This window comes from Alteriqipengyuania flavescens (assembly GCF_030406725.1).
Taxonomy (GTDB): Bacteria; Pseudomonadota; Alphaproteobacteria; order Sphingomonadales; family Sphingomonadaceae; genus Alteriqipengyuania_B; species Alteriqipengyuania_B flavescens.
On the sequence record NZ_CP129107.1, the window covers coordinates 1,913,790 to 1,940,780 of the forward strand.

General features: G+C 66.5%; 23 protein-coding genes and 1 riboswitch. Of the genes, 7 read left to right on the top strand and 16 right to left on the bottom strand.

What is annotated here, in order from left to right; all coding sequences use genetic code 11:
* The first annotated feature begins 60 nt into the window (after positions 1 to 60).
* On the top strand, positions 61 to 969 hold the full coding sequence (locus QQW98_RS09970) for a hypothetical protein (protein ID WP_290134791.1): 909 nt from the start codon (positions 61 to 63) through the stop codon (positions 967 to 969).
* Here QQW98_RS09970 and QQW98_RS09975 read toward each other — a convergent pair.
* The 12 genes from QQW98_RS09975 to QQW98_RS10030 form a co-directional block, all read right to left on the bottom strand.
* The gene (locus QQW98_RS09975) at positions 933 to 1,607 is read right to left on the bottom strand and encodes a trimeric intracellular cation channel family protein (RefSeq protein ID WP_290134792.1); all 675 of its coding nucleotides are present in this window, start codon (positions 1,605 to 1,607) and stop codon (positions 933 to 935) included. The two genes, QQW98_RS09970 and QQW98_RS09975, sit on opposite strands and share 37 nt — an antisense overlap.
* Before the next feature lie 6 nt (positions 1,608 to 1,613).
* Positions 1,614 to 2,945 (bottom strand): amidase family protein, encoded by a 1,332-nt coding sequence (locus QQW98_RS09980; protein ID WP_290134793.1) that lies wholly within the window; start codon positions 2,943 to 2,945, stop codon positions 1,614 to 1,616.
* Positions 2,946 to 3,006: 61 nt separating this feature from the next.
* Entirely contained in the window at positions 3,007 to 3,420 is a 414-nt protein-coding gene (locus QQW98_RS09985) for a VOC family protein (RefSeq protein ID WP_290134794.1), read from the bottom strand.
* Between the two features lie 16 nt (positions 3,421 to 3,436).
* Positions 3,437 to 4,861: a dihydrolipoyl dehydrogenase gene (lpdA, locus tag QQW98_RS09990; RefSeq protein WP_290134795.1), complete on the bottom strand. Its 1,425-nt coding sequence runs from the start codon at positions 4,859 to 4,861 to the stop codon at positions 3,437 to 3,439.
* Between the two features lie 112 nt (positions 4,862 to 4,973).
* Positions 4,974 to 6,239 (bottom strand): 2-oxoglutarate dehydrogenase complex dihydrolipoyllysine-residue succinyltransferase, encoded by a 1,266-nt coding sequence (gene odhB / locus QQW98_RS09995; protein WP_290134796.1) that lies wholly within the window; start codon positions 6,237 to 6,239, stop codon positions 4,974 to 4,976.
* 1 nt (position 6,240) lies between these two features.
* Positions 6,241 to 9,117, bottom strand: a complete 2,877-nt coding sequence (locus QQW98_RS10000; RefSeq protein ID WP_290134797.1) for a 2-oxoglutarate dehydrogenase E1 component — start codon at positions 9,115 to 9,117, stop codon at positions 6,241 to 6,243.
* Between the two features lie 54 nt (positions 9,118 to 9,171).
* Positions 9,172 to 9,456, bottom strand: a complete 285-nt coding sequence (locus QQW98_RS10005) for a GIY-YIG nuclease family protein (protein ID WP_290134798.1) — start codon at positions 9,454 to 9,456, stop codon at positions 9,172 to 9,174.
* Positions 9,457 to 9,511: 55 nt separating this feature from the next.
* Positions 9,512 to 10,402: a succinate--CoA ligase subunit alpha gene (gene sucD / locus QQW98_RS10010; RefSeq protein WP_290134799.1), complete on the bottom strand. Its 891-nt coding sequence runs from the start codon at positions 10,400 to 10,402 to the stop codon at positions 9,512 to 9,514.
* A 99-nt stretch (positions 10,403 to 10,501) separates the two neighbouring features.
* Positions 10,502 to 11,476, bottom strand: coding sequence for a malate dehydrogenase (mdh, locus tag QQW98_RS10015; RefSeq protein ID WP_290134800.1), 975 nt, complete (start codon positions 11,474 to 11,476; stop codon positions 10,502 to 10,504).
* Between the two features lie 239 nt (positions 11,477 to 11,715).
* Positions 11,716 to 13,605, bottom strand: coding sequence for a putative bifunctional diguanylate cyclase/phosphodiesterase (locus QQW98_RS10020; protein ID WP_290134801.1), 1,890 nt, complete (start codon positions 13,603 to 13,605; stop codon positions 11,716 to 11,718).
* A gap of 180 nt (positions 13,606 to 13,785) precedes the next feature.
* Positions 13,786 to 14,109 carry a hypothetical protein gene (locus QQW98_RS10025; RefSeq protein WP_290134802.1) on the bottom strand — a complete coding sequence of 108 codons (324 nt, stop codon included), beginning with the start codon at positions 14,107 to 14,109 and terminating at the stop codon, positions 13,786 to 13,788.
* A gap of 159 nt (positions 14,110 to 14,268) precedes the next feature.
* Positions 14,269 to 15,417: a cell wall hydrolase gene (locus tag QQW98_RS10030; RefSeq protein ID WP_290134803.1), complete on the bottom strand. Its 1,149-nt coding sequence runs from the start codon at positions 15,415 to 15,417 to the stop codon at positions 14,269 to 14,271.
* Positions 15,418 to 15,645: 228 nt separating this feature from the next.
* A riboswitch (cobalamin riboswitch) is annotated at positions 15,646 to 15,812 on the top strand.
* Positions 15,813 to 15,913: 101 nt separating this feature from the next.
* Between QQW98_RS10030 and QQW98_RS10035 the strand changes: the two genes are divergently transcribed.
* The 4 genes from QQW98_RS10035 (at position 15,914) to QQW98_RS10050 (ending at position 20,398) form a co-directional block, all read left to right on the top strand.
* Complete coding sequence (locus QQW98_RS10035) at positions 15,914 to 17,830, top strand: TonB-dependent receptor plug domain-containing protein (RefSeq protein WP_290134804.1); 1,917 nt, start codon at positions 15,914 to 15,916, stop codon at positions 17,828 to 17,830.
* Positions 17,827 to 18,621 (top strand): ABC transporter substrate-binding protein, encoded by a 795-nt coding sequence (locus tag QQW98_RS10040; RefSeq protein ID WP_290134805.1) that lies wholly within the window; start codon positions 17,827 to 17,829, stop codon positions 18,619 to 18,621. Before QQW98_RS10035 ends, QQW98_RS10040 begins: the two co-directional genes overlap by 4 nt.
* Positions 18,618 to 19,571 carry a FecCD family ABC transporter permease gene (locus QQW98_RS10045; protein ID WP_290134806.1) on the top strand — a complete coding sequence of 318 codons (954 nt, stop codon included), beginning with the start codon at positions 18,618 to 18,620 and terminating at the stop codon, positions 19,569 to 19,571. Before QQW98_RS10040 ends, QQW98_RS10045 begins: the two co-directional genes overlap by 4 nt.
* A gap of 71 nt (positions 19,572 to 19,642) precedes the next feature.
* Positions 19,643 to 20,398, top strand: coding sequence for an ABC transporter ATP-binding protein (locus QQW98_RS10050; RefSeq protein WP_290136922.1), 756 nt, complete (start codon positions 19,643 to 19,645; stop codon positions 20,396 to 20,398).
* On the opposite strand, the gene QQW98_RS10055 is transcribed toward QQW98_RS10050, so the two are convergent.
* Together QQW98_RS10055 and QQW98_RS10060 are read right to left on the bottom strand one after the other, a co-directional pair.
* Entirely contained in the window at positions 20,376 to 21,206 is an 831-nt protein-coding gene (locus QQW98_RS10055; protein ID WP_290134807.1) for a hypothetical protein, read from the bottom strand. The two genes, QQW98_RS10050 and QQW98_RS10055, sit on opposite strands and share 23 nt — an antisense overlap.
* 64 nt (positions 21,207 to 21,270) lie before the next feature.
* Positions 21,271 to 23,484, bottom strand: a complete 2,214-nt coding sequence (locus QQW98_RS10060; protein ID WP_290134808.1) for a M3 family metallopeptidase — start codon at positions 23,482 to 23,484, stop codon at positions 21,271 to 21,273.
* 110 nt (positions 23,485 to 23,594) lie between these two features.
* Between QQW98_RS10060 and QQW98_RS10065 the strand changes: the two genes are divergently transcribed.
* Entirely contained in the window at positions 23,595 to 23,891 is a 297-nt protein-coding gene (locus tag QQW98_RS10065; RefSeq protein ID WP_290134809.1) for a GCN5-related N-acetyltransferase, read from the top strand.
* Here the strand turns inward: QQW98_RS10065 and QQW98_RS10070 are convergent.
* Complete coding sequence (locus QQW98_RS10070; protein WP_290134810.1) at positions 23,848 to 24,543, bottom strand: hypothetical protein; 696 nt, start codon at positions 24,541 to 24,543, stop codon at positions 23,848 to 23,850. The genes QQW98_RS10065 and QQW98_RS10070 overlap by 44 nt on opposite strands.
* A complete protein-coding gene (locus tag QQW98_RS10075; protein ID WP_290134811.1) occupies positions 24,521 to 25,333 on the bottom strand; it encodes a lysozyme in 813 nt (270 codons plus the stop codon). Before QQW98_RS10075 ends, QQW98_RS10070 begins: the two co-directional genes overlap by 23 nt.
* 314 nt (positions 25,334 to 25,647) lie before the next feature.
* On the opposite strand from QQW98_RS10075, the gene QQW98_RS10080 reads away from it, so the two are divergent.
* Positions 25,648 to 26,889, top strand: a complete 1,242-nt coding sequence (locus QQW98_RS10080; RefSeq protein WP_290134812.1) for a surface lipoprotein assembly modifier — start codon at positions 25,648 to 25,650, stop codon at positions 26,887 to 26,889.
* The last annotated feature ends 102 nt before the right edge of the window (positions 26,890 to 26,991 follow it).

The window sequence follows — 26,991 nt, forward strand, 5'->3', positions numbered from 1 at the left end:
GCCGGACAGCGCGCGGCATCGCGCCGGGAGGATTCGATGGGTAATCGCATACGTGTTTCCGTGACGGCAGCATACCTTGCGGGCGCATCGCTATTCACCGCGCCGGCCATGGCGGCCGAACTCGATATCCCGAAGGCAAAGGTTGCAATGGCCGAAGCGGCGGGCCCGGTCGCGAATGAAGACTACGAGACCGTGCAGGACCACCGGCGCTACCGCTATCGCTATCGCCGCGGGCCGAACGCGGGGGATGTGCTGACCGGCATCTTGATCCTCGGCACCATCGGCGCGGTCATCGATGCGGCGGAAGACCGTTCGGACCGCGACCGGGACGAACGGTATCGCGACCGCGACTGGCGCGACCGTGATTATCGCGACGAAGATTACCGATCAGGCGGGCGCTATGACGAGCGCAGCCGGTACAAGACTCGCGGCCTCGACCGCGCCATCGAGATGTGCGTCGATGCCGTGGAGCGCACCGCCCGCGTTGCTTCGGTCGAGGAAGCCCAGCGCTCAGGCCGGGGCTGGGAAGTCGAAGGCCGGCTTGCCAACGGCGGCGAGTTCGAATGCGAAATCGACAACACCGGACGCATCCGCGACATCGAGATCGACCGCGATGGTGACGAAGACCGCGACTCGGACGATGACCGGCGTGGTGGCTACGACAGCTACGAGGACGGGGACGACGACCGCGACTATCGCGGTGCGTCCTACGGCGGGCAGACCGAATGGCAGCTCGGCAGCGAGGGCGCGCAATATGACGAAGGGACCTATGCCCGCATCCGCTCCGGGCAGGGACGGTCTCAGGGGCGAACGCAGGTCGGATACGAAGGCGGTGCGCAGGCGCAGTTGCGCACCCCTGGGCTCCCCCGGATCGAACGCACCGCGCCCGCCTGGGACGAGCCGCAAACCACCCCGTCGGCCGACGACGGGCGCTACGACATATCCGACGTGGACGACTTCCCCGGCTGATCGCCGCGCGGTTTCTCGCGCGAATAGGCCGGCAGTTCCAGTCCCTTGGTAATCGCCAGGCTGCGCAGGATGTAGCCGGCGGATGCGGCAATGATCCACCCGACCCAGCGGGGCATGGGCTCCACGAATTCGAACGCCACCGTCAGCGAGGCGGACAGCGCGGCTGCGGTCACATAAAGCTCCGGTCGCATCAGGATCGACGGGCGACCCGCGATCACGTCGCGGATGATGCCGCCCGCCGTGCCGGTGATGATTCCCATCAGGATCGCCGGGACCGGGGTCACGCCGTAGGCCAGCGCCTTGGCCGTGCCGATGACCGCATAGGCGGTGAGGCCGGCGCCGTCGGCGAATTCCAGCAAGCGCCCCTCCCACCAGCGGTGCGGCGTGAACCACGCAATCAGCGCGACGCCGAGGCAAATCGGTGCGATCCACGGGTCGTTCACCCAGAACGCCGGAATGTCGATCATGATGTCGCGGATCGTGCCGCCCCCGACCCCGGTGACCAGCGCGAAAAACGCCATGGTGACGAAGGTCTGCCGTTCCTTGGCCGCAATCAGCGCGCCGGACAACGCGAACACGGCCACGCCGAGCAGGTCGAGCCAGTCGAGCAGGGGGGTGAGGATGGTTTCGGTGTCCATGGTCGATCAGCCCGGCAATATGTCCGCAATCTTGGCCGCGATGGAGATGCAGTCGCGGTCCGCCCAGCGCGGGCCGATTACCTGCATCCCGCAAGGCAGCCCATCGGTCGACCCCACCGGCATGCAGGTGGAGGGCAGGTTGGGGAAGGTCGCCAGCGCCGAATAGCCGAAGCCTGCGCCCATCGGCACGTCCGCCCCGTTGATGCGCACCGTGCGCTCCCGCATGTCGCGCTCGTCGTGCTCGAAGGCGAGGAAGGCCATCGGCGGGGCGAGCACGAAGTCGTAGCTCTCGAACAGGCGCTCCCAGGCCCTTTCGCTGCGCCACTGCGCGTCGAGCAGGTTGAACCAGTCCGTCGCCAGCGCGCGCTTGCCGTCGGCCCCCGGCTGCATCCCGCGCGACATCGCGATGCCGAGCATGCGCATGTAGTCCGCCCGTTCGGCAGACAGGTCCGGAAGCAGGTCGCTGCTGCGGTCGACCTCAGCGCCGGCCGCCTCGATCGCCTGCGCTGCCGCCTCTATGGGGCCGCGCACCGCATCGTCCAGCGGGCAGTCGGGATGGTCGAGCACCAGCAGGAACCTGCGGCCCGATAGCGGCCCGGCTCTGCGTTCCAGCGGGCGCGTGGCCGTGAGACAGATGGCAAGGTCAAGGTCGGCGGCATTGCGCGCCAGCGGCCCGGCGATGGACAGGGCGGTGTCGTGGCCGCCCGACTTCAGCATCGGATATTCGTGGCCTTCGAGGTCGATCAGGCCCCAACTCGTCTTCTGCCCCCACACGCCGCAGAAATGCGCAGGCACGCGCACCGAACCGCCGATGTCGGTGCCGTATTCCAGCGGCACCATCCCGCTCGCCACCGCGGCCGCCGCACCGCCGGAAGACCCGCCAGGGACGCGCGACAGATCGTGCGGGTTGTTCGTGCGGCCATACACCGGGTTCGCGCTCTGGATGTCGGCGAGCTGCGGCGGGATGTTCGTCTTCCCGAGGAAGATCGCGCCCGCGGCCTTCAGCTGGCGGACGACGCGCGCGTCCGTGTCTGCAACGTTGCCCGCGAAGCGCTCCTCGCCCCAGGTGGAGGGCAGGCCCGCGATGCCGAAGCTTTCCTTGATCGTCATCGGCACGCCGAACAGCGGCTGGTCCTCGCCCGGCGCCGCGCCGTCGAGCGCCTTTGCCGCATCGCGCGCCCGGTCGAAATCGCGCACGACGACCGCGTTGATCGGGCCGTCCAGTCGCTCGATCCGCGCGATGGCGGCGTCCACCGCTTCGAGCGGGGATTGCTCGCCTGCACGGATGCGCCCGGCCAGTTCAAGCGCGCCGGGTTCTTCGGTCAGGGACGGGATCATGGCATTCTCCTTGGCGGGCCCGACTGCCACGCCGCGGGCGCTGGGCCAAGACGATTTGCGCCTAGCGCGCGAACAGCTTGTCAGGGTGGGCCATCGCCTTGATCTCCAGCGCATTGCCGGCGGGATCGCGAAAGAACATCGTCGCCTGCTCGCCCGACTGGCCGGCGAAGCGCACCGTCGGTTCCATCAGGAACCGGATGCCTGCGGCCTTCAGCCGGTCCGCCATCGCGCGCCATTCCGCCATTTCGAGCACCAGCCCGAAATGCGGCACCGGAACGCCGTGGCCGTCCACGTGGTTGCTGGCCGCATCGCCGCTGCGCGCCGGGGCAAGTTGGGCGACGATCTGGTGGCCGAAAAAGTCGAAGTCGACCCACTCGTCCGAAGACCGCCCCTCCGCGCACCCCAGCACCCCGCCATAGAACGCCCGCGCCGCAGCGAGGTCGTCGACAGGGAAGGCAAGGTGGAACGGGGGCATGGCGCGCGCCGCCGCCTCAGATATGGATCGGCTTGCCCTGTACCGCCATCGCCGCTTCCTTCATCGCTTCGGCGTGGGTCGGGTGGGCGTGGCAGGTGTAGGCGATGTCTTCGCTCGTGGCGCCGAATTCCATCGCGATGCCCGCTTCCGCGATCATCGTGCCGGCGACGCTGGCGATGGCCCACACGCCCAGCACGCGATCGGTTTCGGCCTCGGCGATGACTTTCACGAAGCCGTCGGGCTCGTGATTGGTCTTCGCGCGGCTGTTGGCCATCATCGGGAACTTGCCGACCTTCACCGCCGCGTTGTCGCCGCCCATCTTCTCGATTGCCTGTTCGGTGGTGAGGCCGACGCCGGCGATTTCGGGGAGGGTGTAGACCACGCTGGGGATTACGTCGTGGTTCACGATGCCGGTCTGCCCGGCGATGTTCTCGGCCACCGCGATGCCCTCGTCCTCGGCCTTGTGAGCCAGCATCGGGCCGGGGATCACGTCGCCGATGGCCCACACGCCGCCATTGTCATCGGCAACCTTGGTGCGGAAATCGTGGTCGGTTTCGATCTGGCCGCGCTTGTTGGTTTCCAGCCCGATCGCGTCGAGGCCAAGGCCGTCGGTGTTCGGCTTGCGGCCGATGGACACCAGCACGCAGTCGGCCTCCATCGTTTCTGCCTCGCCGCCGGCGGCCGGCTCCAGCGTTAGATGGGCCTTCTTGCCCTTGACAGTGACGCCGGTGACCTTGGTCGACAGCTTGAATTCGATGCCCTGCTTCTTGAAGATTTTGCGGGATTCCTTGCGGATGTCGCCGTCCATGCCGGGCAGGATTTCGTCGAGGAATTCGACGCAGGTGACGTCTGCGCCCAGCCGCCGCCAGACGGAGCCGAGTTCCAGCCCGATCACGCCGCCGCCAATCACGACCATCTTTTGCGGAACCGCCTTCAGCTCCAGCGCGCCGGTGCTGTCGACGACGATGCCCTTGTCGTTATCGACCTCGACGCCGGGAAGCGGCGTTACGGAGGAACCGGTGGCGATCACGATGTCCTTCGCGGTGACCGTTTCGTCACCGATCTTGACCGTGTGCGCATCCTGGAAGGTTGCGTAGCCCTTCTTCCAGTCGACCTTGTTCTTCTTGAACAGGAACTCGATGCCGCCGGTCAGGCCCTTCACCGCATCGCGGCGCTGGGCGTGCATCGCATCGAGGTTGAGCTTGGGCGTCACGTCGATGCCCATTTCTGCCATCGTGCCGTTTGCGGCCGCGTCGAAATATTCCGACGCGTGCAACATCGCCTTGGACGGGATGCAGCCGACGTTGAGGCACGTGCCGCCCAGCGTCTCGCGCCCTTCGGCGCAGGCCGTCTTCAGACCCAACTGGGCCGCGCGGATCGCAGCGACATAGCCACCCGGGCCAGCGCCGATGACGAGGACATCGTAGTCGTATTCAGCCATTTCTAACTCCGTGGCGCGTAGCCTTCTACAAGCTCAGGCTGAGCGGCCCTTGTTTCGATTGCGCCTACCCCGCTCACCCTGAGCCTGTCGAAGGGTAGGCACGATGCATTCTTTATAGGTCGATCAGCATCCGGGTGGGATCTTCGATCGCTTCCTTGATGATCTTGAGTGCGGTGACCGCTTCGCGCCCGTCGATCAGGCGGTGGTCGTAGGACAGGGCGATATACATCATCGGGCGGATGACGATTTCGCCGTCGACCACGACCGGACGGTCCTCGATACGGTGGAGGCCCAGCACGGCGCTTTGCGGCGGGTTGATGATCGGGGTCGACATCAGCGATCCGAACACGCCGCCGTTGGAGATGGTGAAGGTGCCGCCCTTCATGTCTTCCATCGTCAGCGTACCGTCGCGGGCGCGGCTGCCGAAATCGGCGATGTCTTTCTCGATCTGCGCGAAGCCCTTCTTGTCGGCATCGCGGATGACCGGCACGACGAGGCCGTTGGGCGCGCTGACCGCCACCGAAATGTCGACGTAGTCGTGGTACACGATCTCATCGCCCTCGATATAGGCATTGGCAGCCGGCACGTCTTTCAGCGCAAGGCACGAGGCCTTGGCGAAGAAGCCCATGAAGCCGAGCTTGATGTCGTGCTTCTTGGCGAACAGGTCCTTGTACTTGCCGCGCGCTTCCATGACCGCGCTCATGTCCACGTCGTTGAACGTGGTGAGCAGGGCGGCCTCTTCCTGCGCGCCCTTGAGGCGCCGGGCGATGGTCTGGCGCATGCGCGTCATCTTCACGCGCTCTTCCTTGCGCTCGCCCGAGGCGGACGGAGCGGGAGAGGAGGAGGCTGCAGGCGAAGGCGTGGGAGCGCTGGCGGTCGGTGCGGGGCTGTCACCCTTGGCCTTGGCCGCGTTGATCACGTCTTCCTTGGTCAGGCGGCCGTCCTTGCCGGTGCCCTTGATGGTGGAAGGGTCAAGCCCGTGTTCCAGCACCGCGCGGCGCACGGCGGGGGACAGGGTTTGCGAGCTGGAGCTGCCGTCCGATGCGAGCTGGGGCGCGGTTTCGTCGGCGCGTTTGTCCTGGCCTTCCTCGCGTTGTTCTGCCGCGCGGCCCGCGTCCTCGCCCTTGGCGGCGGGTGCGCCGCCCTCTGCGATCCTGGCGATGACCGCGCCGACTTCCACCGTATCGCCCACGTCGACCAGCGTTTCCTGCAGCACGCCGGCGATGGGCGAGGGGACTTCCACCGCGACCTTGTCGGTTTCGAGGCTGGCGATGGGCTCGTCCTGAGCCACCGCGTCGCCGGGCTGCTTCAGCCATTCGCCAACGGTCGCTTCGGTAACCGATTCCCCCAGCGTGGGGACTTTGACTTCGCTTGCCATGTTAAACCTTCTTCTCGGCCCGTTGGGTCGCTTTCCCGGCCCCTTGGGTCTTTTGCAATTTGCGTGCAGCCTCGCCGCCATCGGCAAGGCCCAAGGCGATCGTCACCAGTGCTTCCTGCTGCATCTGGTGGCGCTTGGCGTATCCGGTGGCCGGCGACGCGGCTTCCTCGCGCCCGGCGTAGGAGGGGCGCATGCCATCCTTGCCCGCATCGCCGAGCGCCCGCTCGATCCGCTCGTTGACGAAGAACCAAGCGCCGTTGTTGCGCGGTTCTTCCTGGCACCAGATCACCTGTTCCAGGTTGGTCATCCGCTTCAGCCGCACGGCGAGCGGTTCGCCGGGGAAGGGATAGAGCTGTTCGATCCGCACGATGGAGACATCGTCCAGCCCTTCCTCGTCGCGCTTCTGGATGAGGTCGTAGGCGACCTTGCCCGAACACAGCACAAGGCGCTTCACCTTCTCGTCCGCGATTTCCGTCGGGTCGGACAGGATGCGCATGAAGTGGCTGTCGCCGAGGAACTTCGCCTTGGGGCTCTTCGCCATCGGATGGCGCAGCAGCGACTTGGGCGTCATGATAACCATCGGCTTGCGGAAGGGGCGCAGCATCTGACGGCGCAGCACGTGGAAGTAATTCGCCGGCTCGGTGATGTTGAGCACCTGGATGTTGTCGTTCGCGCACAGCTGCAGGAAACGTTCGAGCCGGGCGGAACTGTGTTCCGGACCCTGCCCCTCGTAACCGTGCGGCAACAGCATGACGAGGCCGTTGGCCCGCAGCCATTTCACCTCGCCGCTGGCGATGAACTGGTCGATCATGATCTGCGCGCCGTTGGCGAAATCGCCGAACTGGGCTTCCCACATCACCAGCGTCTTGGGATCGGCAAGGGCGAAGCCGTATTCGAAGCCGAGCACGCCGTATTCGGACAGGATGCTGTCATAAACTTCGAATTTGCCGTGGGGCAGGGTGGCGAGGGGAATGTATTTCTCCTCCGTATCCTGGTCCACCCAGATGGCATGGCGCTGGCTGAACGTGCCGCGGCCGCTGTCCTGCCCGGACAGGCGAACGCCGAAGCCTTCGGTCACCAGGCTGCCGAAAGCGAGTGCTTCGGCGGTCGCCCAGTCGAAGCCTTCGCCGGAAGAGAACATCTCCGCCTTGGCTTTCAGCACGCGGCCCAGCGTCTTGTGGATGTTCACGTCGTCCGGGACGGTGGTCAGCGTCTTGCCGAGGCTGTCGAACAGCTTCTCGCCCAGCGCGGTTTCCACGTTGCGGCGCGCGGTTTCCGGGTCGGCAGGCTTGTGCAGCCCGCTCCACCGGCCGGCAAACCATTCGACGTCGCTCGGCTCGTAATCCTTGGCCGCTTCGAACTCGCTGGAAAGCTGGTCGTCGAATTCCTGACGCAAGGCCGGCGCGTCGCCCTTCGCGATCACGCCCTCGTCGATCAGGCGGTCGGCATACAGTTCGCTGATCCGCGGGTGCTTGCGGATGGCGTCGTACATCAGCGGCTGGGTGAAGCTCGGCTCGTCCCCTTCGTTGTGGCCGAAACGGCGATAGCACCACATGTCGATCACGATGTCGCGCTTGAAGGTCTGGCGGTATTCGATCGCCAGCTTGCAGGCGAAGGTCACGGCTTCGGGATCGTCGCCGTTGACGTGCAGGATGGGTGCCTGGACGCCCTTGGCCACATCGCTGGGATAGGGGCTGGACCGGGCGAACTTCGGGCTGGTGGTGAAGCCGATCTGATTGTTGATGATGAAGTGGATGCAGCCGCCGGTGGAATAGCCGCGCACGCCCGACAGGCCGAAACATTCCCACACCACGCCCTGCCCGGCAAAGGCCGCGTCGCCGTGGATCAGGACCGGCAACACCTTTTCGTGCTTTTCCAGGTCATCATGCATCGCCTGCTGCGCACGCGTCTTGCCCAGAACGACCGGATCGACTGCCTCGAGGTGGCTGGGGTTGGGGACCAGGCTCATGTGCACCTTGATCCCGTCGAATTCGCGGTCCGTGCTGGTGCCGAGGTGATATTTCACGTCGCCCGATCCGCCGACCTCGTCGGGGTTGGCGCTGTCGCCCTGGAATTCGTGGAAGATGACCTTGTAAGGCTTGGCCATCACGTTCGCGAGCACGTTCAGCCGGCCGCGGTGGGCCATGCCGTAGATGATCTCGCGCACGCCGTCGGCGCCGCCATATTTGATCACCGCTTCCAGCGCGGGGATCATGGATTCGCCGCCGTCGAGGCCGAAGCGCTTGGTGCCGACGTATTTCTTGCCGAGGAATTTCTCGAATTCCTCGCCCCGAATCACCGCCTGCAGGATCGCCTTCTTGCCTTCCGGCGTGAACTGGATCGTCTCTTCCGGCGTTTCGAACAGTTTCTGCAGGAAGCGGCGTTCCTTGACGTCCGCGATGTGCATGTATTCGAGGCCGACATTACCGCAATAGGTCTGGCGCAGCGCGGCGTGGAGGTCGCCGATGGTCACCCAGCCGAAACCGAAAACGCCGCCGATATAGACCTCCAGGTCCTCCTCGCCTTCGAAGCCGTGGCATTCCAGCGTCAGGTCTTCCGGCACTTCGCGGTGCGAGAGGCCGAGCGGGTCGAGATTGGCCGCAAGATGCCCGCGCACGCGGAACGAGCGCACCAGCATCATCGCGCGATTGGAATCGTCGGCGGCCTTTTCCAGCGCCTTGTCGTCCACCGGCTTGCCGGCCTTGGCGTGCGCTTCCTTCAGCGCCAGCTTCATCGCCGTGGGGTCGAGCGCCTGGGTAAGGTCGTCCTCCGCATCGATATCGGTCAGCGGCCAACGCGCATTCTCCCACGAAGGGCCGGGCTGCGGCCCCTCCTGGTCGCCCATCGCGGGGAGGAAATCGTGTGTCTCGTTACCCATTTCGGTCTCCGTGAACCCCCGCGAAAGCGGGGGCCTCAGTCGGCAGGCGCGGCGTCAAAGCGATTGAGCGAGATCGCGCCACTGCGGATTGCTCATCACGATACGGTTCACTTTCCACGCCCGGTTCCATTTTTTCATCTTGCGTTCGAACGCGCGGGCGTCGTGGATGTTCTCGAATTCCTCGAACCAGACGAGGCGCTGGCAATTGTAATGCTGCGCGAAACTTTTCTGGCTTCCCTGCCGATGCTCCGACACCCGGCGGGCGAGGTCGTCGGTAGCGCCGATGTAAAGGACGCCCATCGGTTTGTTGGCGAGGATATAGACATAGCCTGGTTTCATCCCTGGGCGCTTGCGGCCTGCGGTCCCCGCCTGCGCGGGGACTGACAGCTTTACCTCAGGCCATTTCCTTCAGCATTGCGTCGAGCGTGGTGCCGAGTTCGCTGGGGCTGGGGGAGACGCGGATGCCCGCATCTTCCATCGCCGCGATCTTGTCCTCCGCGCCGCCCTTGCCGCCGCTCACGATGGCGCCGGCATGGCCCATGCGGCGGCCCGGAGGGGCGGTGCGGCCGGCGATGAAGCCTACGGTCGGCTTGCTGCGGCCCTTGGCGGCTTCCTGCTTCAGGAATTCCGCCGCTTCCTCTTCCGCGCTGCCGCCGATTTCGCCGATCATGATGATCGACTTGGTTTCCGGGTCGTCCAGGAACAGGTCGAGCACGTCGATGAAGTTGGTGCCGTTGACAGGGTCGCCGCCGATGCCGACCGCGGTCGTCTGGCCGAGGCCGACCATGGTGGTCTGGTGGACGGCTTCATAGGTCAGCGTGCCGGAGCGGCTGACCACACCGACGCTGCCCTTCTTGAAGATCTTGCCCGGCATGATCCCGATCTTGCATTCTTCCGGCGTCAGCACGCCGGGGCAGTTCGGCCCGATCAGGCGCGACTTCGACCCTTCCAGCGCGGCCTTGGCGCGGACCATGTCGAGCACCGGGATGCCTTCGGTGATGCAGATGATCAGCTCGATCTCGGCATCGATCGCCTCGCAGATCGCGTCGGCGGCGAAGGGCGGCGGCACGTAGATGCACGATGCGGTCGCGCCCGTTGCGGCCTTCGCCTCGCGAACCGTGTCGAACTGCGGCAGGCCGATGTGCTCGGTGCCGCCTTTGCCCGGGGTGACGCCCGCAACCATCTGGGTACCGTAATCGAGCGCCTGCTGCGTGTGGAAGGTACCGGTGTTGCCGGTCATCCCTTGCGTGATGACCTTGGTGTTCTTGTCGACAAGAATGCTCATTGTGATCCTCTCGATGTGATCCCCCGCGAAGGCGGGGGTCTCAGGCAAATAAGTCGGAGCGTGCCGAGTGAGGCCCCCGCCTTTGCGGGGCCTCTCACATTACTTCAGGCTTTCATCCAGCCCCTTGCACGCTTCCAGCAGTTCCTCGACCGCGTCGGTCGAGACCTTGAGGTTGCTCTTTTCCTCGTCCGACAGTTCGATCTCGATAACTTCTTCGGTGCCGCCTGCGCCGATCATGGTGGGGACGCCCACGTACAGCCCGTCGAGGCCGTACTTGCCTTCGACATAGCTTGCACACGGCAGGATGCGCTTGCTGTCGCCCAGGTAGGCTTCGGCCATCGCGATGGCGCTGGTAGCGGGCGCGTAATAGGCCGAGCCGTTGCCGAGCAGGCCGACGATCTCGCCGCCGCCCTTGCGGGTGCGGTCAACGATCTCGTCGATGCGGCTTTCGCTCACGCCCCTGATCTTGGCGAAGTCATTGACCGGGATGCCGTTGATCGTGGTGTAGCTGGTGACCGGGACCATGGTGTCGCCGTGGCCGCCGAGGACGAAGGCGTTCACGTCCTTCACCGACACGTCGAATTCCCATGCGAGGAAGGTCGCGAAGCGCGCGCTGTCGAGCACGCCGGCCATGCCGACCACCTTGTTGTGCGGAAGGCCGCTGAATTCGCGCAGCGCCCAGACCATCGCGTCGAGCGGGTTGGTGATGCAGATCACGAATGCGTCGGGGCAGTTGTTCTTGATGCCTTCGCCGACGGCCTTCATCACTTTGAGGTTGATGCCGAGCAGGTCGTCGCGGCTCATGCCCGGCTTGCGCGGCACGCCGGCGGTCACGATCACCACGTCGGCGCCGGCAATGTCGGCGTAGTCGTTCGTGCCGGTGATCTTCGCGTCGAAGCCTTCGATCGGGCCGCACTGCGACAGGTCGAGCGCCTTGCCCTGCGGCATGCCTTCGGCGATGTCGAACAGGACGATGTCGCCCATTTCCTTCTTCGCGGCGAGGTGGGCGAGGGTGCCACCGATCATGCCGGAACCGATGAGAGCGATCTTCTTGCGTCCAGCGTTCTGGGCCATATGCGGTCAATTCCCTTCGCGGGCGCTTTCGTCGTCCGGGTCGCGCCCCGCGCTCCGCGAAGCAAGACGCGCCCGATTGAGGCTCGGTAGGGCACCTAGGCCCGTGCGCGCGAGTTTGCAACCGACTGCGCGGACTATCTTTGCAAACAGTTCGCAATAGCAATAAGCGGCTGGACGCGCGCGCTTACCCACCCGACGCGCGGGCGTCGATCTGGTTCCTCAAGCGGAGGGTTGGCAGCCTAGCTGCCGGTGGTTTTAGCGGCAGCGGCCTTGCCATGCTCGTTGCTGAGCAGGATTGCGGCAAGGTAATCGGGCACGGCGCGGCTGAAGTAGTAACCCTGGCCCAGCGTGCAGCCCGCATTCTTGACGGCCTGGACCTGCTCGACCGTTTCGAGCCCCTCGGCCACGATGTCCATTTCCAGCTGGTTGCCCATTTCGGCAACCGCGCGGATGATCGCCTCGCTCTTGCGGCCCACGTCCTTGCCGGACACGAAGCTGCGGTCGACCTTGATCTTCTTGAACGGGAACTTGTCGATATAGGCGAGCGAGGAATAGCCCGTGCCGAAATCGTCGAGGGCGAAGCGTACGCCGTGGCCGCTCAGTTCCTCGATGAAGCGGGCGGTGTTCTCGCTGTCTTCCAGGAACAGGCTTTCGGTCACTTCCAGCTCCAGGCGGGTCGGGTCGAGCCGGGCCTCGCGCAGGGCGGCGAGGATGCCGAGCGCGGCGCCGGGCGCGCGGATCTGGATTGGCGAGAGGTTGACGGCGATCGTCACGTCCTCGGGCCACTGGGCGCAGGCCTTGGCCGCCTGCTGGGTGATCCAGTTGCCCAGCGTGATGATGAGGCCGGTGTCTTCGGCCACGGGGATGAATTCGTCCGGGCGCATCTCGCCGCGTTGCGGGTGGAACCAGCGCACCAGCGCCTCGAACGTGCGGATGCGGCCGGTTTCGAGGTCCACGATCGGCTGGAAGAAGATCGACAGTTCGTCGCGCTGGATGGCGTGGCGCAGTTCGGCCTCGATTTCCTTACGGCGGACGAGGTCGCGGGTCATCGACCCGTCGAAGAAGGTGGCGCGGTTGCGGCCGTTGATCTTGGCGTCGTAAAGCGCAAGGTCCGCGCTCTGCATCAGCGTGTCGAAATCGCTGCCGTCGTCGGGCATCAGGGCGATGCCCATCGATGCGCCCAGTTCCAGCCGGTCCGCGTCGATGCGGATCGGGCGGTTGATCGCGGCGAGGATGGCCTGCGCCACGTCTTCGCTTTCCTTTCGGCTGCCGACTTCGGTTACGACGATGAATTCATCCCCGCCGAACCGGGCGATGGTGGTGTCGTCCAGCTCCAGCGCCTGCAGGCGGCGGGCGATCTCTGTCAGCACGCGGTCGCCGACCGGGTGGCCCAGCGTGTCGTTCACTTCCTTGAACCGGTCGAGGTCCATCCAGAACAGCGCCAGCTTCCGGTCGCTGCCGACGACCATCAGCCGCTCCACCATCTGGTGGTTGAGTCCGGCGCGGTTGGCGAGGCCGGTGACCACGTCGGTGCGCGCCAGCTGCTGCATCTTGTCGGCCAGCTTCTGGCTGGTCTCCGCCGTAGAGATCGAGCGGCGCAGCAACTGGAACACGTTTAGCGTAATCTCGACCATCGCCGGCAGCAGCATCAGCATGCCGAAGCCGAGCATGGCGAGCGCCAGATTGCCGGACAGGAAACAGGCGAGGATCGGCGGGATCAGGCACAGGAACAACTGCCCCAGCGCAATGACGGGCCGCCCGGCGTTGCGCGCCGAAATACCGACGCCGTAACCGATGGCATTGCCGAGCAGGAGCATTTGGACGGCAGGATCGATCATCGCCCATATGGCGAAGGCGCACATGAGCCCGACAAGGGCGGAATAGGTGAAAGCCCCCGTTTCGTAGACGATTTCCAGCACGCGCGCATTGCGGCGATGGCAGGGGCGGCGGAGGTAAAGCGGGGCGACCAGGCGGCCGATGGCGACGATGCTGAGGAGGATGGCGCCGGCGACGAGGAAGGCGTTGCGGCTGACATAGGCGGCCGCGCCGTTGGTTATGATCCCGCAGACGGCGCCGATGGCCATGCTCGACCACTGGCGGTAAAGAGTCTTGACGAGCGTCTGCCGCACGCGTTCATCGATCGCGTCCTTGCTCGACAAACCTCTAACAAGATTACGTAAACCGCTGATGGGTCCAGCCTTCGCTCTTTGTTCCTGTCACGGGCATAAGGCGATGACGTCATTTTTTGGTTAACACCCGTTCACGAGGTTTCCGCGGGATCCTGACCCCGCCTACCAAATGCCCGGTAATCAGGCGTCGGCGGCCTCTGCGGAATCGATGCCGGCGGCGCAATCGCGGGCCATTCGGCGGTCGAGCTGGCGGCAGACGCTGAGCCACCACTCGTACGCCTCGCGGTCGCCGGCGAAGAATGCCTCCTCCGCGCGCCCCTTGGCATGGCGCGCTGCGGCGATTCCGTGTTGCGCGAAATGGCGCAGCGCCTCGTAGAGGAGCTTGTCGTTGCGGTCCGCCGAAGGGTTGTCGTTAGCGGGGCGAGAAAGGCGCACCGTACACACGCGGCGGACCACCGGGTGGGTGGAGGCGGCAGTGGTGGCGGCGGCGAAACGGATGGTCATGGGACGGGTGCGATCCTGGTCAATCGGGCGCTTCGCCACAGTGGCTGCGCCCGGGTATGAAGATGCCCTAGGCGCGGCCCTGCTAAGGCTTCGTGTGACGCTATGGTTATGAAAGTGTCACTGCGCGGTTTTCGCTCCGCGCGGGGAATAGCGCGGCAGTCAGTCGCCCGATTTCGGACGGTCGAGCCACTGGCCGGAATTGGCGTATTCCGGCTTCACCTCGCCCGAGCCGGGCAGCTTGTCGGCGCGGAACAGCGCATCGCCGCCGCGTTCCTCCACCGCGCGCGAGTATTGCGGCGGCGGCGTATTGGCGACGGCGCGGCCTGCGGCGCCCCCACCGGTTGCGGGCGAAGCGGGCGCGCCCGGCCCTGCCGCAGGTTTCGCCGCTTCCGCGCTCTCGTAAGCCTTGGCGATGGCCAGCGGATCGGTTGTCAGGCTGTCGTCGATGGAGGCGCGGGCGCGGGGCGATGCGGAAGGCTCGTACCCCGCATAGGCGAAGCGGAAGGCGCCTGGCTGGCCCGCGCCGCCCTTGAAGGCATAGAAGCGGTGCGCGCCGATAGTGCCCAAATGGTGGAGGCTGGGCGCCCAGTAAGGATAGATCGCGGTCGTGTGGTAATGGGTCGCAAGGCCGACCGGGCGATAGACGGCGCCGGCCAGCGCGGAGCGGGCGACCGCCTGCGCACGGGCCCAGAACACGCGCGACGGGGTACGCCGCAGGCTGCCGTCGCAGGTGAAGCTGAACTGGCACCCGGTGCGCCGTTCGCTGCCCTGGAAGACCACGCCGCACACGCTGTTGGGATAGGACCGGTGCGCCACGCGGTTGAGCACGACCTGCGCCACCGCGCGCTGGCCCGCATCGGCCTCGCTCGCGGCTTCGTAATAGATCGCCATCGTCATGCACTTGAGCGCGCGGGCCGAGGTATCGCCGCCGCCGAGCGCGACGAGCGGTGCGGCCACGGCGCCCACGCCGGGGATCTCGCTCGTCTCGGTTTCCACCAGCACGCCTTCGGCATTGGCGGTGGAGGCGACCTGCGTGAAATCCGCATCGGACGGCGCGACGTAGTCTTCGTCCTCGAGGTAATAGAACGCCGAACCGGGAAAATTCTCGCCCGCCGTTTCGAACGGCATCGGGGCGATTTCCACCGGTACGTCCCTGGCCGCGTTCCACTCCCGCTCGGCCGCCATGGCGGGCAGGGCGAGCGCCGCGGCAAGCAGCGCTATCCGCCGTCCGCGCATTGGCTTGTCCGCCTTTTCCGCCGCCCGCGCTTCCTTGCGCTGCCGGCGCGAGGCCGCCAGCCGTGCGGACATCGCGGGCGTCATGGCAGGGGTGGGGACGGAATGAATCAAGCGGGCTCCGGTTGCGGCGTAGGGCGCGCCTCGGCGCGTAGCGTGCGCAGCCGGGTTTCGCAGCCGCCCCGCATCGGCCGTCCCTTAACGGCACGCCGCCCAGCAAATCGTTAACGCGCGGGTGGGCGCGGGCAGGAGGGGGACAGGCGCCGCTGCCGGGTCTTGCCCCGCCGCGGCGACGGGCGTAGGGGCGCGGGCAGCGTTACAGGTTAAGGGAAGTGAGGCGAGAAACCTCCGCTGCCCCCGCAACTGTGACCGGATGGATCGCCGCCACGATGCCACTGCGAAAAGCGGGAAGGCGGCGGCGATCGATGATCCGGTCGAGCCAGGAGACCTGCCTGCAACGCGTCGTTCGGCTGCGGGCGGGGTGTACCGACAGCGAAGAAAGCCGCGCGCTTATTGGCGCTGCGGCGATCTTTCATGAGCGGCAGTGTGTCGTGATTGAAAGGAAAGAACCTTGCGTAAATATCTGTTTCTGCTTGGCGCTGCGGCGCTTGTCCCCGGTGTGGCTCACGCGCAGGAGCGCGACCAAGAAGTCGACTTCTGCTATCCCCCCGGTCCCGATGGCGTCCAGTTGCTTGCCGGCTGCGCTTACGAAAACCTGATCGTTGTTCCGGGGAACTTGCCCGACGAGACGGGCCGCGGCGTCACCGTCCTCGATCGCGAGACCATAGAGCAGGTGCAGGGCGCCGACATCGTCAGCGTGCTGGAGCGCGCCCCTGCTGTCACTTTCAGCCGCAACGGCGGATCGGGCAGCTTTACCGGCGTGCGTGTGCGCGGCGCGGAGGCGGAGCAGCTGCTGGTGCTGGTCGACGGCATCCGCGCGGCCGATACCGCGAGCCCGGGCGGGGGTTTCGACTTCGGCAATTTGCTGGCGGGCAATCTCGATCGGATCGAGCTGCTGCGCGGTTCCAATTCTACCATCTGGGGCAGCGATGCGATTGCCGGCGTCCTTGCCGCACGGAGCGTGGAGGGCGAATTCACGCGCATGAGCGCCGAAGTCGGCAGCCGTGAGAGCCTTTACGTCACCGGATCGGCAGGCTTCGATACCGGGCCATACCGCGCCGCGCTCTATTCGGGCCTTGCTCGCAGCGAAGGGTTTTCCTCAGCCGCAGCGGGCACCGAGGCAGACGGGTTCGATCAGGTGACTGCCGGAGCAAACGCCTCGTTCGATCTCACCCGCAACCTCAGCGCCATAGGCTCGGTCCGCTACAGCCGCGGCGAACTGGAGATCGACGGTTTCCCGGCGCCCGACTTCACGCTGGCGGACACGGACGAGACGCAGGAAACGCGGCAGGTCTTCGCCCGCGCCGGGCTGGTCTATGACGACGAGCGCCTTCGGATCGTACCGAGCTACCAGGTGGCCGATACCGAGCGCGCCAATTTCGATCCCGCTTTCGGCACCGATCCGACCTACACCACCGACGGCACCAGCGAGCGCGCCGAACTGCGCGGGCGCTGGGGAGCGACCGATGGGATGACACTTCATTTCGGCGGCGAACTGGAATGGCGGCGCTTCTCCACCCTGTTCGACGACGAGCAGCGCGACGATACGCGCGCCGCCTATATGCAAGCGGAATACCGCGCCTCCGGTTTCGAACTGGCCGCCGGCGCGCGCGTGGACGATCACAGTGTCTTCGGGAGCGAAGTCAGTTTCGGCGGGGACCTCACCTACGCAATCAGGAGAGGGGTGCGGTTGCGGGCCTCTTTCGGCGAAGGGTTCAAGGCGCCCACCCTGTTCCAGCTGTTCAGCGACTACGGCAATCGCGCACTGCAGCCGGAGCGCAGCCGCAGCTACGATGCGGGGATCGTCTTCTCCGACCTCGAGACAATCGACCTCGGCCTCACCGTCTTCCGCCGCGACACCGAGAACCAGATCGAATTCGCGAGCTGCTTCGGTTCCAGCGACCCGATCTGCACCGACCGGCCGTTCGGCACCTACGACAACATCGGCGTGGCGCGCGCGCAGGGGATCGAGCTGGAGGCATCCTATGAGCCGGTCGAGGGGCTGCGCCTGCAAGGCGTCTACGCCTATATCGATACCGAGAACCGCACGCCCGGCGCGGCGAATGCGGGCAATGTCCTTGCCCGCCGGCCGCAGCATGCCGCGACGCTGGTGGCGGATTACCGCCTGCCGTTCGGGCTGGAGCTCGGCGCCGACTGGCGCATCGTGAGCGAAAGCTTCGACGATGCGGCCAATGCGGTGCCGCTGGCGGGCTATGACATCGTTACCTTACGCGCCGCGATGCCGCTGTATGAAGGCGTCGACCTGTTCGGCCGGGTCGAGAACGTGTTCGATACCGACTACCAGACCGCCGCCGGCTACAATTCCGCCCCGCGTGGCGTGTTCATGGGTATCCGGGGAGAGCTTTGAGGCGGCTCGCCGCCCTCGGCCTGCTGGCGCTCGCGGCATGCGGGCGGGGCGAGGGCGCGGGCAGCGGCGAGGCGCTGCGTATCGTCAGCCTCAACCCCTGCGCCGACGCGATCCTTGCCGAAATCGCGCCGCAGACGCTGGTCGCCGTCTCGCACTACAGCCTCGATCCGCGCGCCTCGTCGATAAACGTGGACGACGCGCGGCGGTTCGGCGCGACATCGGGCACGGTGGAGGAAATCCTCGCGCTGGAGCCGGACATCGTCGTCGCCTCGACCTTCATCGCGCCTTCCACGGCGGGTGCGCTGGAGCGGCTCGGCATCCGGGTCGAGCGGGTCGGGATCGCCTCGACGGCAGAGGAAAGCGCCGCGCAAGTCCGCGACCTGGCGAGGCTGGCAGGGGCCATGGAGCAGGGCGAGAGACTGGCCGCGCGGATGGTGGAGCATGAGGGCGCCACCGGTAATCGCCCCACCGCGCTTCTGTGGCAACAGGGCGGGATCGTGGCGGGCGGGCAATCGCTCGTCGCCGAGCAGCTAGAGCGCGCCGGTTTCGCCAATCATGCGGCGATGCGCGGTCTGGGGCAGGGCGCCTATTTGCCGATAGAGCGCGTGCTGGCCGATCCGCCCGACGTGATCATTGCCGCGGGCGGGGAGCGGGCGCTGAACCACCCCGCGCTGAAAGCGCTGCCCGATGTTCATTACGCCTCGCTCGACCCCGCGCTGCTCTATTGCGGCGGGCCCACGGTGCCGCGGCTGGCAGCACGGCTGGCCGCGATCCGGGCAGAACTGCCGTGAGCCGAGCCAACCTCGTGCTGCTGGCCCTGCTGGCCATTGCTTTGCCGCTGTCGCTGCTTGCCGGGCGGGTCTGGATCGACCCGGCGACAACGCCCAACGCTGCGGTCATCCTGATGGAGCTGCGCCTGCCGCGCGGCCTCCTTGCCATCGTAGTCGGAGCAGGGCTGGGCGCAGCGGGCGCGGCGATGCAGGGATATTTGCGCAACCCGCTTGCCGATCCCGGCCTGTTCGGCATCGCGCCGGGCGCTGCCCTTGGCGCGGTGGCGAGCTTCTGGTTCGGTTATGCGGCAAGCGGCTGGCTGCTGCCGCTGTTCGCGCTGGCGGGCGCGGGCGGAGCCATGGCGCTGCTCGCCCTGATCGCGGGGCGCACCGGCGGCATCGCGCTGTTCACGCTTGCCGGGCTGATGATCGCGAGCCTCGCGGGGGCGCTCACCAGCCTTGCCATCAGCCTCGCCCCCAACGCGTTTGCCATGAGCGAGATCGTGACCTGGCTGATGGGCGCGCTGACCGACCGGGGCTGGGGCGACGTGTGGCTCTCCGCGCCGCTGGTCGCGCTGGGCATCGCGTTCCTCGCGCTCACCGGGCGGAGCCTCGATGCGCTCACGCTGGGGGATGCCGCTGCGCGCAGCCTCGGCACGCAGCCGGGCCGCTTGCTCGCGCTGCTGGTACTCGGCGTCGGGCTGACCGTGGGGGCGGGCGTGGCGGTGGCGGGGATCATCGGCTTCGTCGGGCTGATCGTGCCGCACCTGGTGCGGCCGCTGACCGATCGCCGCCCCTCGCAACTGATCCTGCCGAGCGCGCTCGCGGGCGCGTTGCTGGTACTTGTGGCGGACAGCATCTGCCGGGTGCTGCCGCTCGTGACCGAACTGCGCCTCGGCATCGCGCTCAGCCTGATCGGCGCGCCTTTCTTCCTCGGCCTGCTGCTGCGGATGAGGAGGGGGTTGGCGTGACCGGGAACCCAAGCGTGAGTCCCAGCGAAGGCTGGGACCTCAGTCGGGACCGAACGAGGTCCCAGCCTTCGCTGGGACTCGCGGCGGAACGCGTATCTCTTGCCGGAAGGCTCCGCGCCGTTTCCGCAACGGTAAAGCCGGGCCGGATTACCGCGATCTGCGGGCCTAACGGCGCGGGCAAGTCGACGCTGCTGTCCGCATTGGCCGGATTGCTGGCGCCTGACAGCGGGACGGTCTCGCTGGACGGCGAGAGCCTCACCGCCCTCCACCCGCGCGAACGGGCGAAGCGCATCGGCTACCTGCAGCAAGACGGCGAAGTCGCCTGGGACGTCGCGGTGAAAAGCCTCATCGCGCTGGGGCGCCTGCCGCACCGCGATCCCCAGAGCGACCGGGGCGAAAAAGCCATCACGCGCGCCATGGCCGCGCTCGACCTCGAAGGTTTCGCGGAGCGGCCCGTCACGCGGCTGTCAGGCGGGGAAAAAGTGCGAGCGCTGCTCGCCCGGGTGCTGGCGGGGGAGCCCGGCTGGATCCTCGCCGACGAACCGCTCGCCGCGCTCGACCTTGCCCACCAGCTGACGTTGCTCCGCCACCTGAAGGCAGAGGCCGCCACCGGCGCAGGCGTGGTGATCGTCCTCCACGACCTCGCGCTGGCGATGAACCACGCCGACCGCGTGTTGGTGCTGGACGCAGGCCGCCTCGTCGCCGATGGACCTCCCGGCGACGCCCTGTCCGCCGAAACGATCCGGCAGGTCTGGCAAGTGCCTGCGCGCTGGATCGGCGATGCGGGCGCGCGGGCGCTGGTGGTCAGTCCACCCGACGAAGGGTGAAGTTGTTCTCGCCCGCGGTCATCAGCATTTGCCCGCCGGCGAGCTTTTCGAAACGGGGCGAGGCGCGCATGGCGTCCAGCATTCGCGCTTCCCCGTCCACCCACTCGCCGCGCTCGGAAAATTCGGGACAGGTCGGCTCGGGCGACGGTTTGCTGGTGGCTATGGCCGCATCGTCGAAGCTGACGGCGACGGTGTAACCGGGACAGGAGGAGAAGCTCAGCGCATCCGCGCCGATGGTCAGGATGGCGCCTTCGTCGATCGCGAAGCCGCGCAGGCCCTGCTGGTTGACGATGGCCGTCTGGACCGGCTGCCAGCGCCCGGCCAGCTGCTCGATTGTCGGCGCGAAGGCGAGGCGGCGCTGCTCGGGGCGTTCCAGGACCAACTCCTTCCCGGCCTTCGCTAGCACCAATTGCCCATCTTCGCCGCGCGAAACCGTCGCGCCGTTCTTCATGAAGAGGAAAAACTCGGTCTCCAGCTCGTCGAGGTCCTCGCAGTACATCGCGCTGGATTCGATCGACCGGTCGTCCGGCCCCCGAAGCGTGCCGTCCGGACCCAAGGTCGTGTCGCTGCCCGACCAGTTGCAGCCGAGGCGGTAGCCGGTCCCTTCCGCTCCGAAGGTGACGAACGCCGTGCGGGACGCACTTTCGCCGATGCGGAAGTCGGGCTGCCAGTCGCCGAACCGCACCACATCCCATTCGCCCGCGATATCTTCGGCGGTCAGCTTGGCGCTATTGTCGGCGGGCTGTCCGTTGCCGCAGGCGGCCAGCAGGACGAAGGGCGAGAGAACAGCAAGCAGGCGGGGCGTCATGACGTGGCGAAGTCCGTAGTATTGAACCTCGCGCCGCCATGCGCCCCGCCGCTTTTCGGGAAGCTTAACCGCCCGTTTCGTCGGACCCGTCGGCTTCCGCATCCGCGCTGGACCCGTCGAGGCCCTTGGCGGACAGCAGCGCGTCGATCTTCGGATCGCGGCCGCGGAAGTCGCGGTACATCTGGAACAGTTCCTTCGTCCCGCCCTGGCTCAGCACCGTGGCGCGGTAGTGGTCGCCGTTCGCGCGCGTCAGGCCGCCGTTTTCGCGGAACCACTGGCGGCTGTCGTGGTCCAGCATGCCGGTCCACAGATAGGCGTAGTAGCCAGCCGAATAACCGCCGGCGAAGATGTGCCGGAAATAGCTTGAGCGATAGCGCGGCGGGACGAGGTCGGTCTCGAGCCCGAGCTCCGCCAGCGCCTGCGCCTCGTAGGCATCGACTTCGGCCGGCGTGTCGATCGCGGCGGCCTCGGCTGCCGAGAGCGAATGCCATTTCATGTCGAGCAGGGCGGCGGTCACGGTTTCTCCGTAGCTGTATCCCTGGTTGAACTTGCTCGCCGCCTCGATCTTGTCGATGAGGTCCTGCGGGATCGTCTCGCCCGTTTGGTAGTGCTTGGCGTAGTTCTGCAGCACTTCGGGCCAGGTCGCCCACATTTCGTGCACCTGACTGGGATATTCCACGAAATCGCGCGCCACCGCCGTGCCGGACAGGCTGGCATAGCGCTGGTTGGCGAACAGGCCGTGCACCGCGTGGCCGAATTCGTGGAACATGGTGATGACGTTGTCGAACGATGCCAGCGCGGGCTCGCCATCGGCCGGCGGAGCGATGTTGAGCACGTTGTAGATGACGGGCTTGGTGCCTGCCATCTTCGACTGCTCGACGAAATTGCTCATCCACGCACCGCCGCGCTTGTTGTCGCGCTGGAACGGGTCGAAGTAAAACAGGCCGAGCTCGCTGCCGTCTGCATCGTACACGGTGTAGACGCTCACCGTGGGGTGGTAGACGGGGATATCGCTACGCTTCGTGAAGGTGATGCCGTAGAGCTTTTCGGCCATGAAGAAGACGCCGTCTTCCAGCACGCGGTCGACTTCGAAATAGGGCTTCACCGCCTCTTCATCGAGGTCGTAGCGCTCCTTGCGGACCATCTCGGCGTAATAGTCCCAGTCCCACGGGCGGACGGTGAAATCGCCGCCGTCGGCGCGGATGGCCTGGTTCAGCACGCCCGCCTCGCGCCGCTGCGTGGCGGCCAGCGCCGGGGTCAGCTGGCCCATGAAGTCGAGCGCGGTCTGTGGCTCCTTCGCCATGTTGTCGTACATCTGGTAGCTCGCCCAGTTGGGCAGGCCGAAGATTTGCGCCTTGCGCGCCCGCAGCGCCGCCTGCTCCGCCAGATTGGCGCGCGTGTCGGTGCTGCCGCCGCGGTCGGTCCGGCGATAGGAGTTGGTGAACAGCTGCTGGCGCGTGGCGCGCACGTCCAGCGCAGGCATGGACGGCTGCTGCGTGGTGTTCTGCAGCGGGATGACATAGCCCGACACGCCGCGATCGCGCGCGGCGGCGCGGGCGCTCTCGATCTCGCTTGCGGACAGGCCGGCGAGGGCGGAGGCGTCGGCCACCACCAGCGCCTGGTCCTTGGTCGCCTGCGTCAGCTTCTGGCTGAAGTCGGTGCTGAGTTCGGACAGGCGCGTGTTGATCTGCTTGATCTCCGCCTTCTGCCCTTCGTCCAGCAGCGCGCCGGCGTGGACCATTTGTTCGTAGGTTTCTTCCAGCAGGACCGCGTCTTCGGGCGTCATGCTCATCGCGGCGCGGTTGTCATAGACCGCCTTCACCCGCGCGAAGAGCACGGGGTCGAGGCTGATGTCGCCGTAATGCGCGGCCAGCTTCGGGCTGATCTCCGCATCGATGGCATCGAGCGTATCGTTGGTGTTGGCCCCCACGACAGCATAGAACACGGCGAGCACGCGGTTCAGCATCTGGCCGCTTTCTTCCAGCGCAACGATGGTGTTGGCAAAGCTGGGCGCGGCGGGGTTTGCCTTGATCGCCTCAATCTCCGCCTTGTGAATGGCCAGGCCCTGTTCGATCGCGGGCTTGTAGTCGCTGTCGCGGATCGTGCTGAAATCGGGCGCGTGGAACGGCAGGTTGCTGGGCTGCGCGAAAATGCCGGTGCCTTCGGGAATGTCGGTGGCCATCACCGGGTCGCCGGTGGTTTCAAGCGGCTCGGTCATGGCGGCGCATCCGGCAAGAAGGGAGGTCGCGGCGATGCCGGCAAGCAGGTGGGATTTCATGGAGTTCCTTTCGGGAGACTATCCGGTTGTAGGTGTTTGGCATCGGCGGCGGTTGAACCGCAAATTCGTTGCATTTGCAACCGTCATGGCACCTGCCGCGTTAGGCTGGAATGAACCGCACCGATCTGGAGGCGCGCTCGTTTGCGCTGACCCGCGAGGACATGCCAGCCGCGGCCTATGCGCGCGGCTGGCCCGTGCGGTTCGACCATTGCTTCCAGCGCATCCTGTTGGACCACGCGGCTGGCGGGCCGTGGCGCAAAACGATCGCTGCGCCGGCCTATCGCAACGCCACCGACGCGCAGCTGAAGGCGGAGGTGGAGTTGGGTGAAGAAGCGTTGTCGGGCGAGGCCGACCTGGCCGCGCTTAACCGCCAGTCGCTCGCATGGCGGGGGAAGCTGCGGGACTAGCGGCCGCTTCGGCTGCAGCAAGCTGCATCGCTTCGGCCAGCGCCTGGTGGTTGATCGTGACGATGCGCGGAGGCCCGGCCTCCCGTTCCACCGCCAGCCACACCGAGCCCAAGTGGAAATCGCCGCCTTGTCCGGCGGTTACGGACATTTCCTGCAAGTCGATCTCGGCCAGAGCATCCAGCACTTCGCTGTCGAACACTGTGTTGAACGATACGTCGAGCGCGCTGGCATCGGCAAGCTCCCGGCGATTGCCCTCGGCATCGATATAAAGCAGCGGCAGGCGGACCTGCTCCATCATTGCCTTGCGGTCGCGCGACAGGGCCGCCTTTCGAATTTTCGCGATAGCCCTTTCGAACTCGCTCGCCGTAGTGCCGGTGGCACACGAAATCGCGCCGCCGGTCGCGGCATCGAAGCGGCGGTCGAAGTCGCGGTCGGGGTTGTGTTGCTTTTCCCAGATCAGCAGCAGGCAATCCTCATCGCCTGCCTTGGCGAGCAAGGTCTTGGTGCCCGCCTGGCGCTTGTCTGGCTTCGGTGCAGGCGCAGCCCTGGCGTCGGGTTGGCGCGGCTCGGCCCGCTGTTCCGCCAGTCCGCATCCGGCCAGCGCCAGCGCGCACAGAAGAGCCGCCCCGCTACGCTTCGCGCGGGTCGGCATAATCGGCATCCACGAAGATGTTTGCGCGCCTGTCACTGCGGTGCTCGAGGCCCTTGTACGTGTTCCCGCCGGCATTCGTGTAGTCCAGTTCTTCGGCAATCGCCGGGTAATCGGCGGCATTGATCGCCGCGTTGAGTTGCGGGCTCTTCGCCGACGAGACGTTGCCGATGCCGACGTTATACACCAGGTCCACCAGCGCGTCGAATTCATGCTGGTGGAACTTGGTATCGCCCGCCAGCCTGCGCGCACCGACCTCTGCCACGCGAATGTCCTTGTCGAGGAAGGCCAGCGCCTGTTCCTTGGTGATCGTGTCGCCGACCCTCAGGCCGTCCGCAGCGGTGACGAGATGGCCCACGCCCACGGTCGGATAGCCTGCCACGTCGCGATAGACGGTGTAGCGAACGCCTTCTTCTTCGAGCAGCGCCTCTTTTAGCGCATTGCTCGCGCGCAAGTCATTGGTGTGCTTGCGCACATTCTCCGCGTCCTGGAACATCGCGTCGCTGACCGGAGCCTGCGCGTTGTGCGTCAGGTCTGCGGGCAACGAGCCGGCTGCAACCGATAGGGCGCCGACCGCAAGCAGAAGCGAACTCTTGCTGAGCCTCTGGCCCCCGTTGGCAGCCGGTTTGGTGGGCTTGAAACCGGAAAGCAGGGCGGACGGTTCGTCCCGCACCCTGCGTAGTGCGATCTTCAGGGTCTCCCGCTTGCTCCGCCTGCGCCTTGCCGTCGCCTTGCCATGCGCGCTGAAAGCGGCATGGTCGGCGGCGAGTTGGCGGGCGTTTTGCGGGTTCATATAATTCGTGTTGTCCTTGGATCGTTGCGGGCGACAGGAGAGGGCGTGGCAGGCACGCGGCTTTCAATTCCCCTGTCTCACCCAACCAACGGATGGGCAGGCCATCGTGTCCACGGTTCAGCGTGCCAGGCACTCGTTTCGTGGCTTGGAAGGTCCCGACGGGCGTGATAATTGCTTCCCGGTCATTCTGCCTGGGTCGAGCTTCCGTGAAATCTACGTCGTTCCGCCGGCTTTGGGCCGGGACATTGCTCGTGTGCGCCGCGGTGCCAGTTTGCGCCACCGCACAGGAAACCGGCCCCCAAGCGCCGGAAAGTGTGCAGGTCACGGCGGCCCAGCTGTTCGAATTTGCGGAGCAAGCCAAGGCGCAGGGCGACTTCGCCACCGCCGCCTCGGCTTACGAGGCGCTGGCGAACGACCCTGACCAGTCGATCCGCAGCGAGGCCCGGTTCCGCCACGCAATCATGCTGGCCGACCGGCAGGGCCGCTATGCCGATGCCGCGGTCCTGTTCCGCCGGATCCTGGACGACGAGCCCGACCAGGCGCGCGTGCGGCTGGAACTGGCGCGGATGCAGGCGATGCTGGGCAACCGGGACGAGGCCGCGCGCGAACTCCGCGCCGTGCAGACCGCCGACCTGCCGCCGCAAGTCGCCCGGCAGGTGCGCTTCTACCAGCAGGCACTGAGCGGGCGGAAACCCTTTGGCGCGAGCATCGAGCTGGCGCTGGCGCCCGACAGCAACATCAACCGCGCGACCCAGTCCGATACGCTCGGCACTATCATCGGCGATTTCGACCTGAGCGAGGATGCGCAGGAAACCAGCGGCATCGGCCTGTCGGCGCGCGCCCAGACCTATGGCCGGATCGGCCTGCGGAACGACACGGACCTTCTGCTGCGGCTGAGCGGCAGTGGCAGGGCTTATGAAAAGAGCCAGTTCAACGATTATTCCCTGGCGCTGCAGGCGGGGCCGGAGATGGTGCTGGGCAAGGCGTGGCGGGTCGACCTGGCCGCGCTGGGCGGGCTGCGCTGGTTCGGCGGCGAGCTCTATTCGCGTACGCTCGGCGTAACGTCCACAGTGACTCACGCCGTCGATCCGCGCACCCAGCTGCGGCTGCAAGGCAGCGCCACGCAGGAGGACGACCGCCTCAACGACCTGCGCGACGCGCGCCGGGCGCAGCTGTCGCTCGGCCTCGACCGCGCGTTCTCGCAGCGCAGCGGGGGCGGCGTGCGCCTGTCGGGCGACCGGCGCATGGCGAACGATCCGGGCTACTCCACCGCCAGCGGAGGGCTCGACCTCTATGCCTTCCGCGAAATCGGCCGCACTACGGCGGTCGTGCGTGGCGGGTACGAGCGGCTGGAGGCGGACCGGCGGCTGTTCCTCTACCCCGAACGGCGCAAGGACGACCGCTTCGACATCAGCCTGTCCGGCACCTTCCGCGCCCTGACTTTCGAAGGTCTCGCGCCCCTGTTGCGGGTTTCATACGAAAGGAACCTGTCGACAGTCGAGATTTACGATTATCGACGTGTTGCAGCGGAGATCGGGATCACCGCCGCGTTCTGAGAGCTGGTTGCGCAGAACCAATGGGGCGCGACCAGCGATGTGCCGGTGGTCGCGCCCGCCGCGGCTCCGAGCTATCCTGCGGACGCGGTGAATATCACGGGC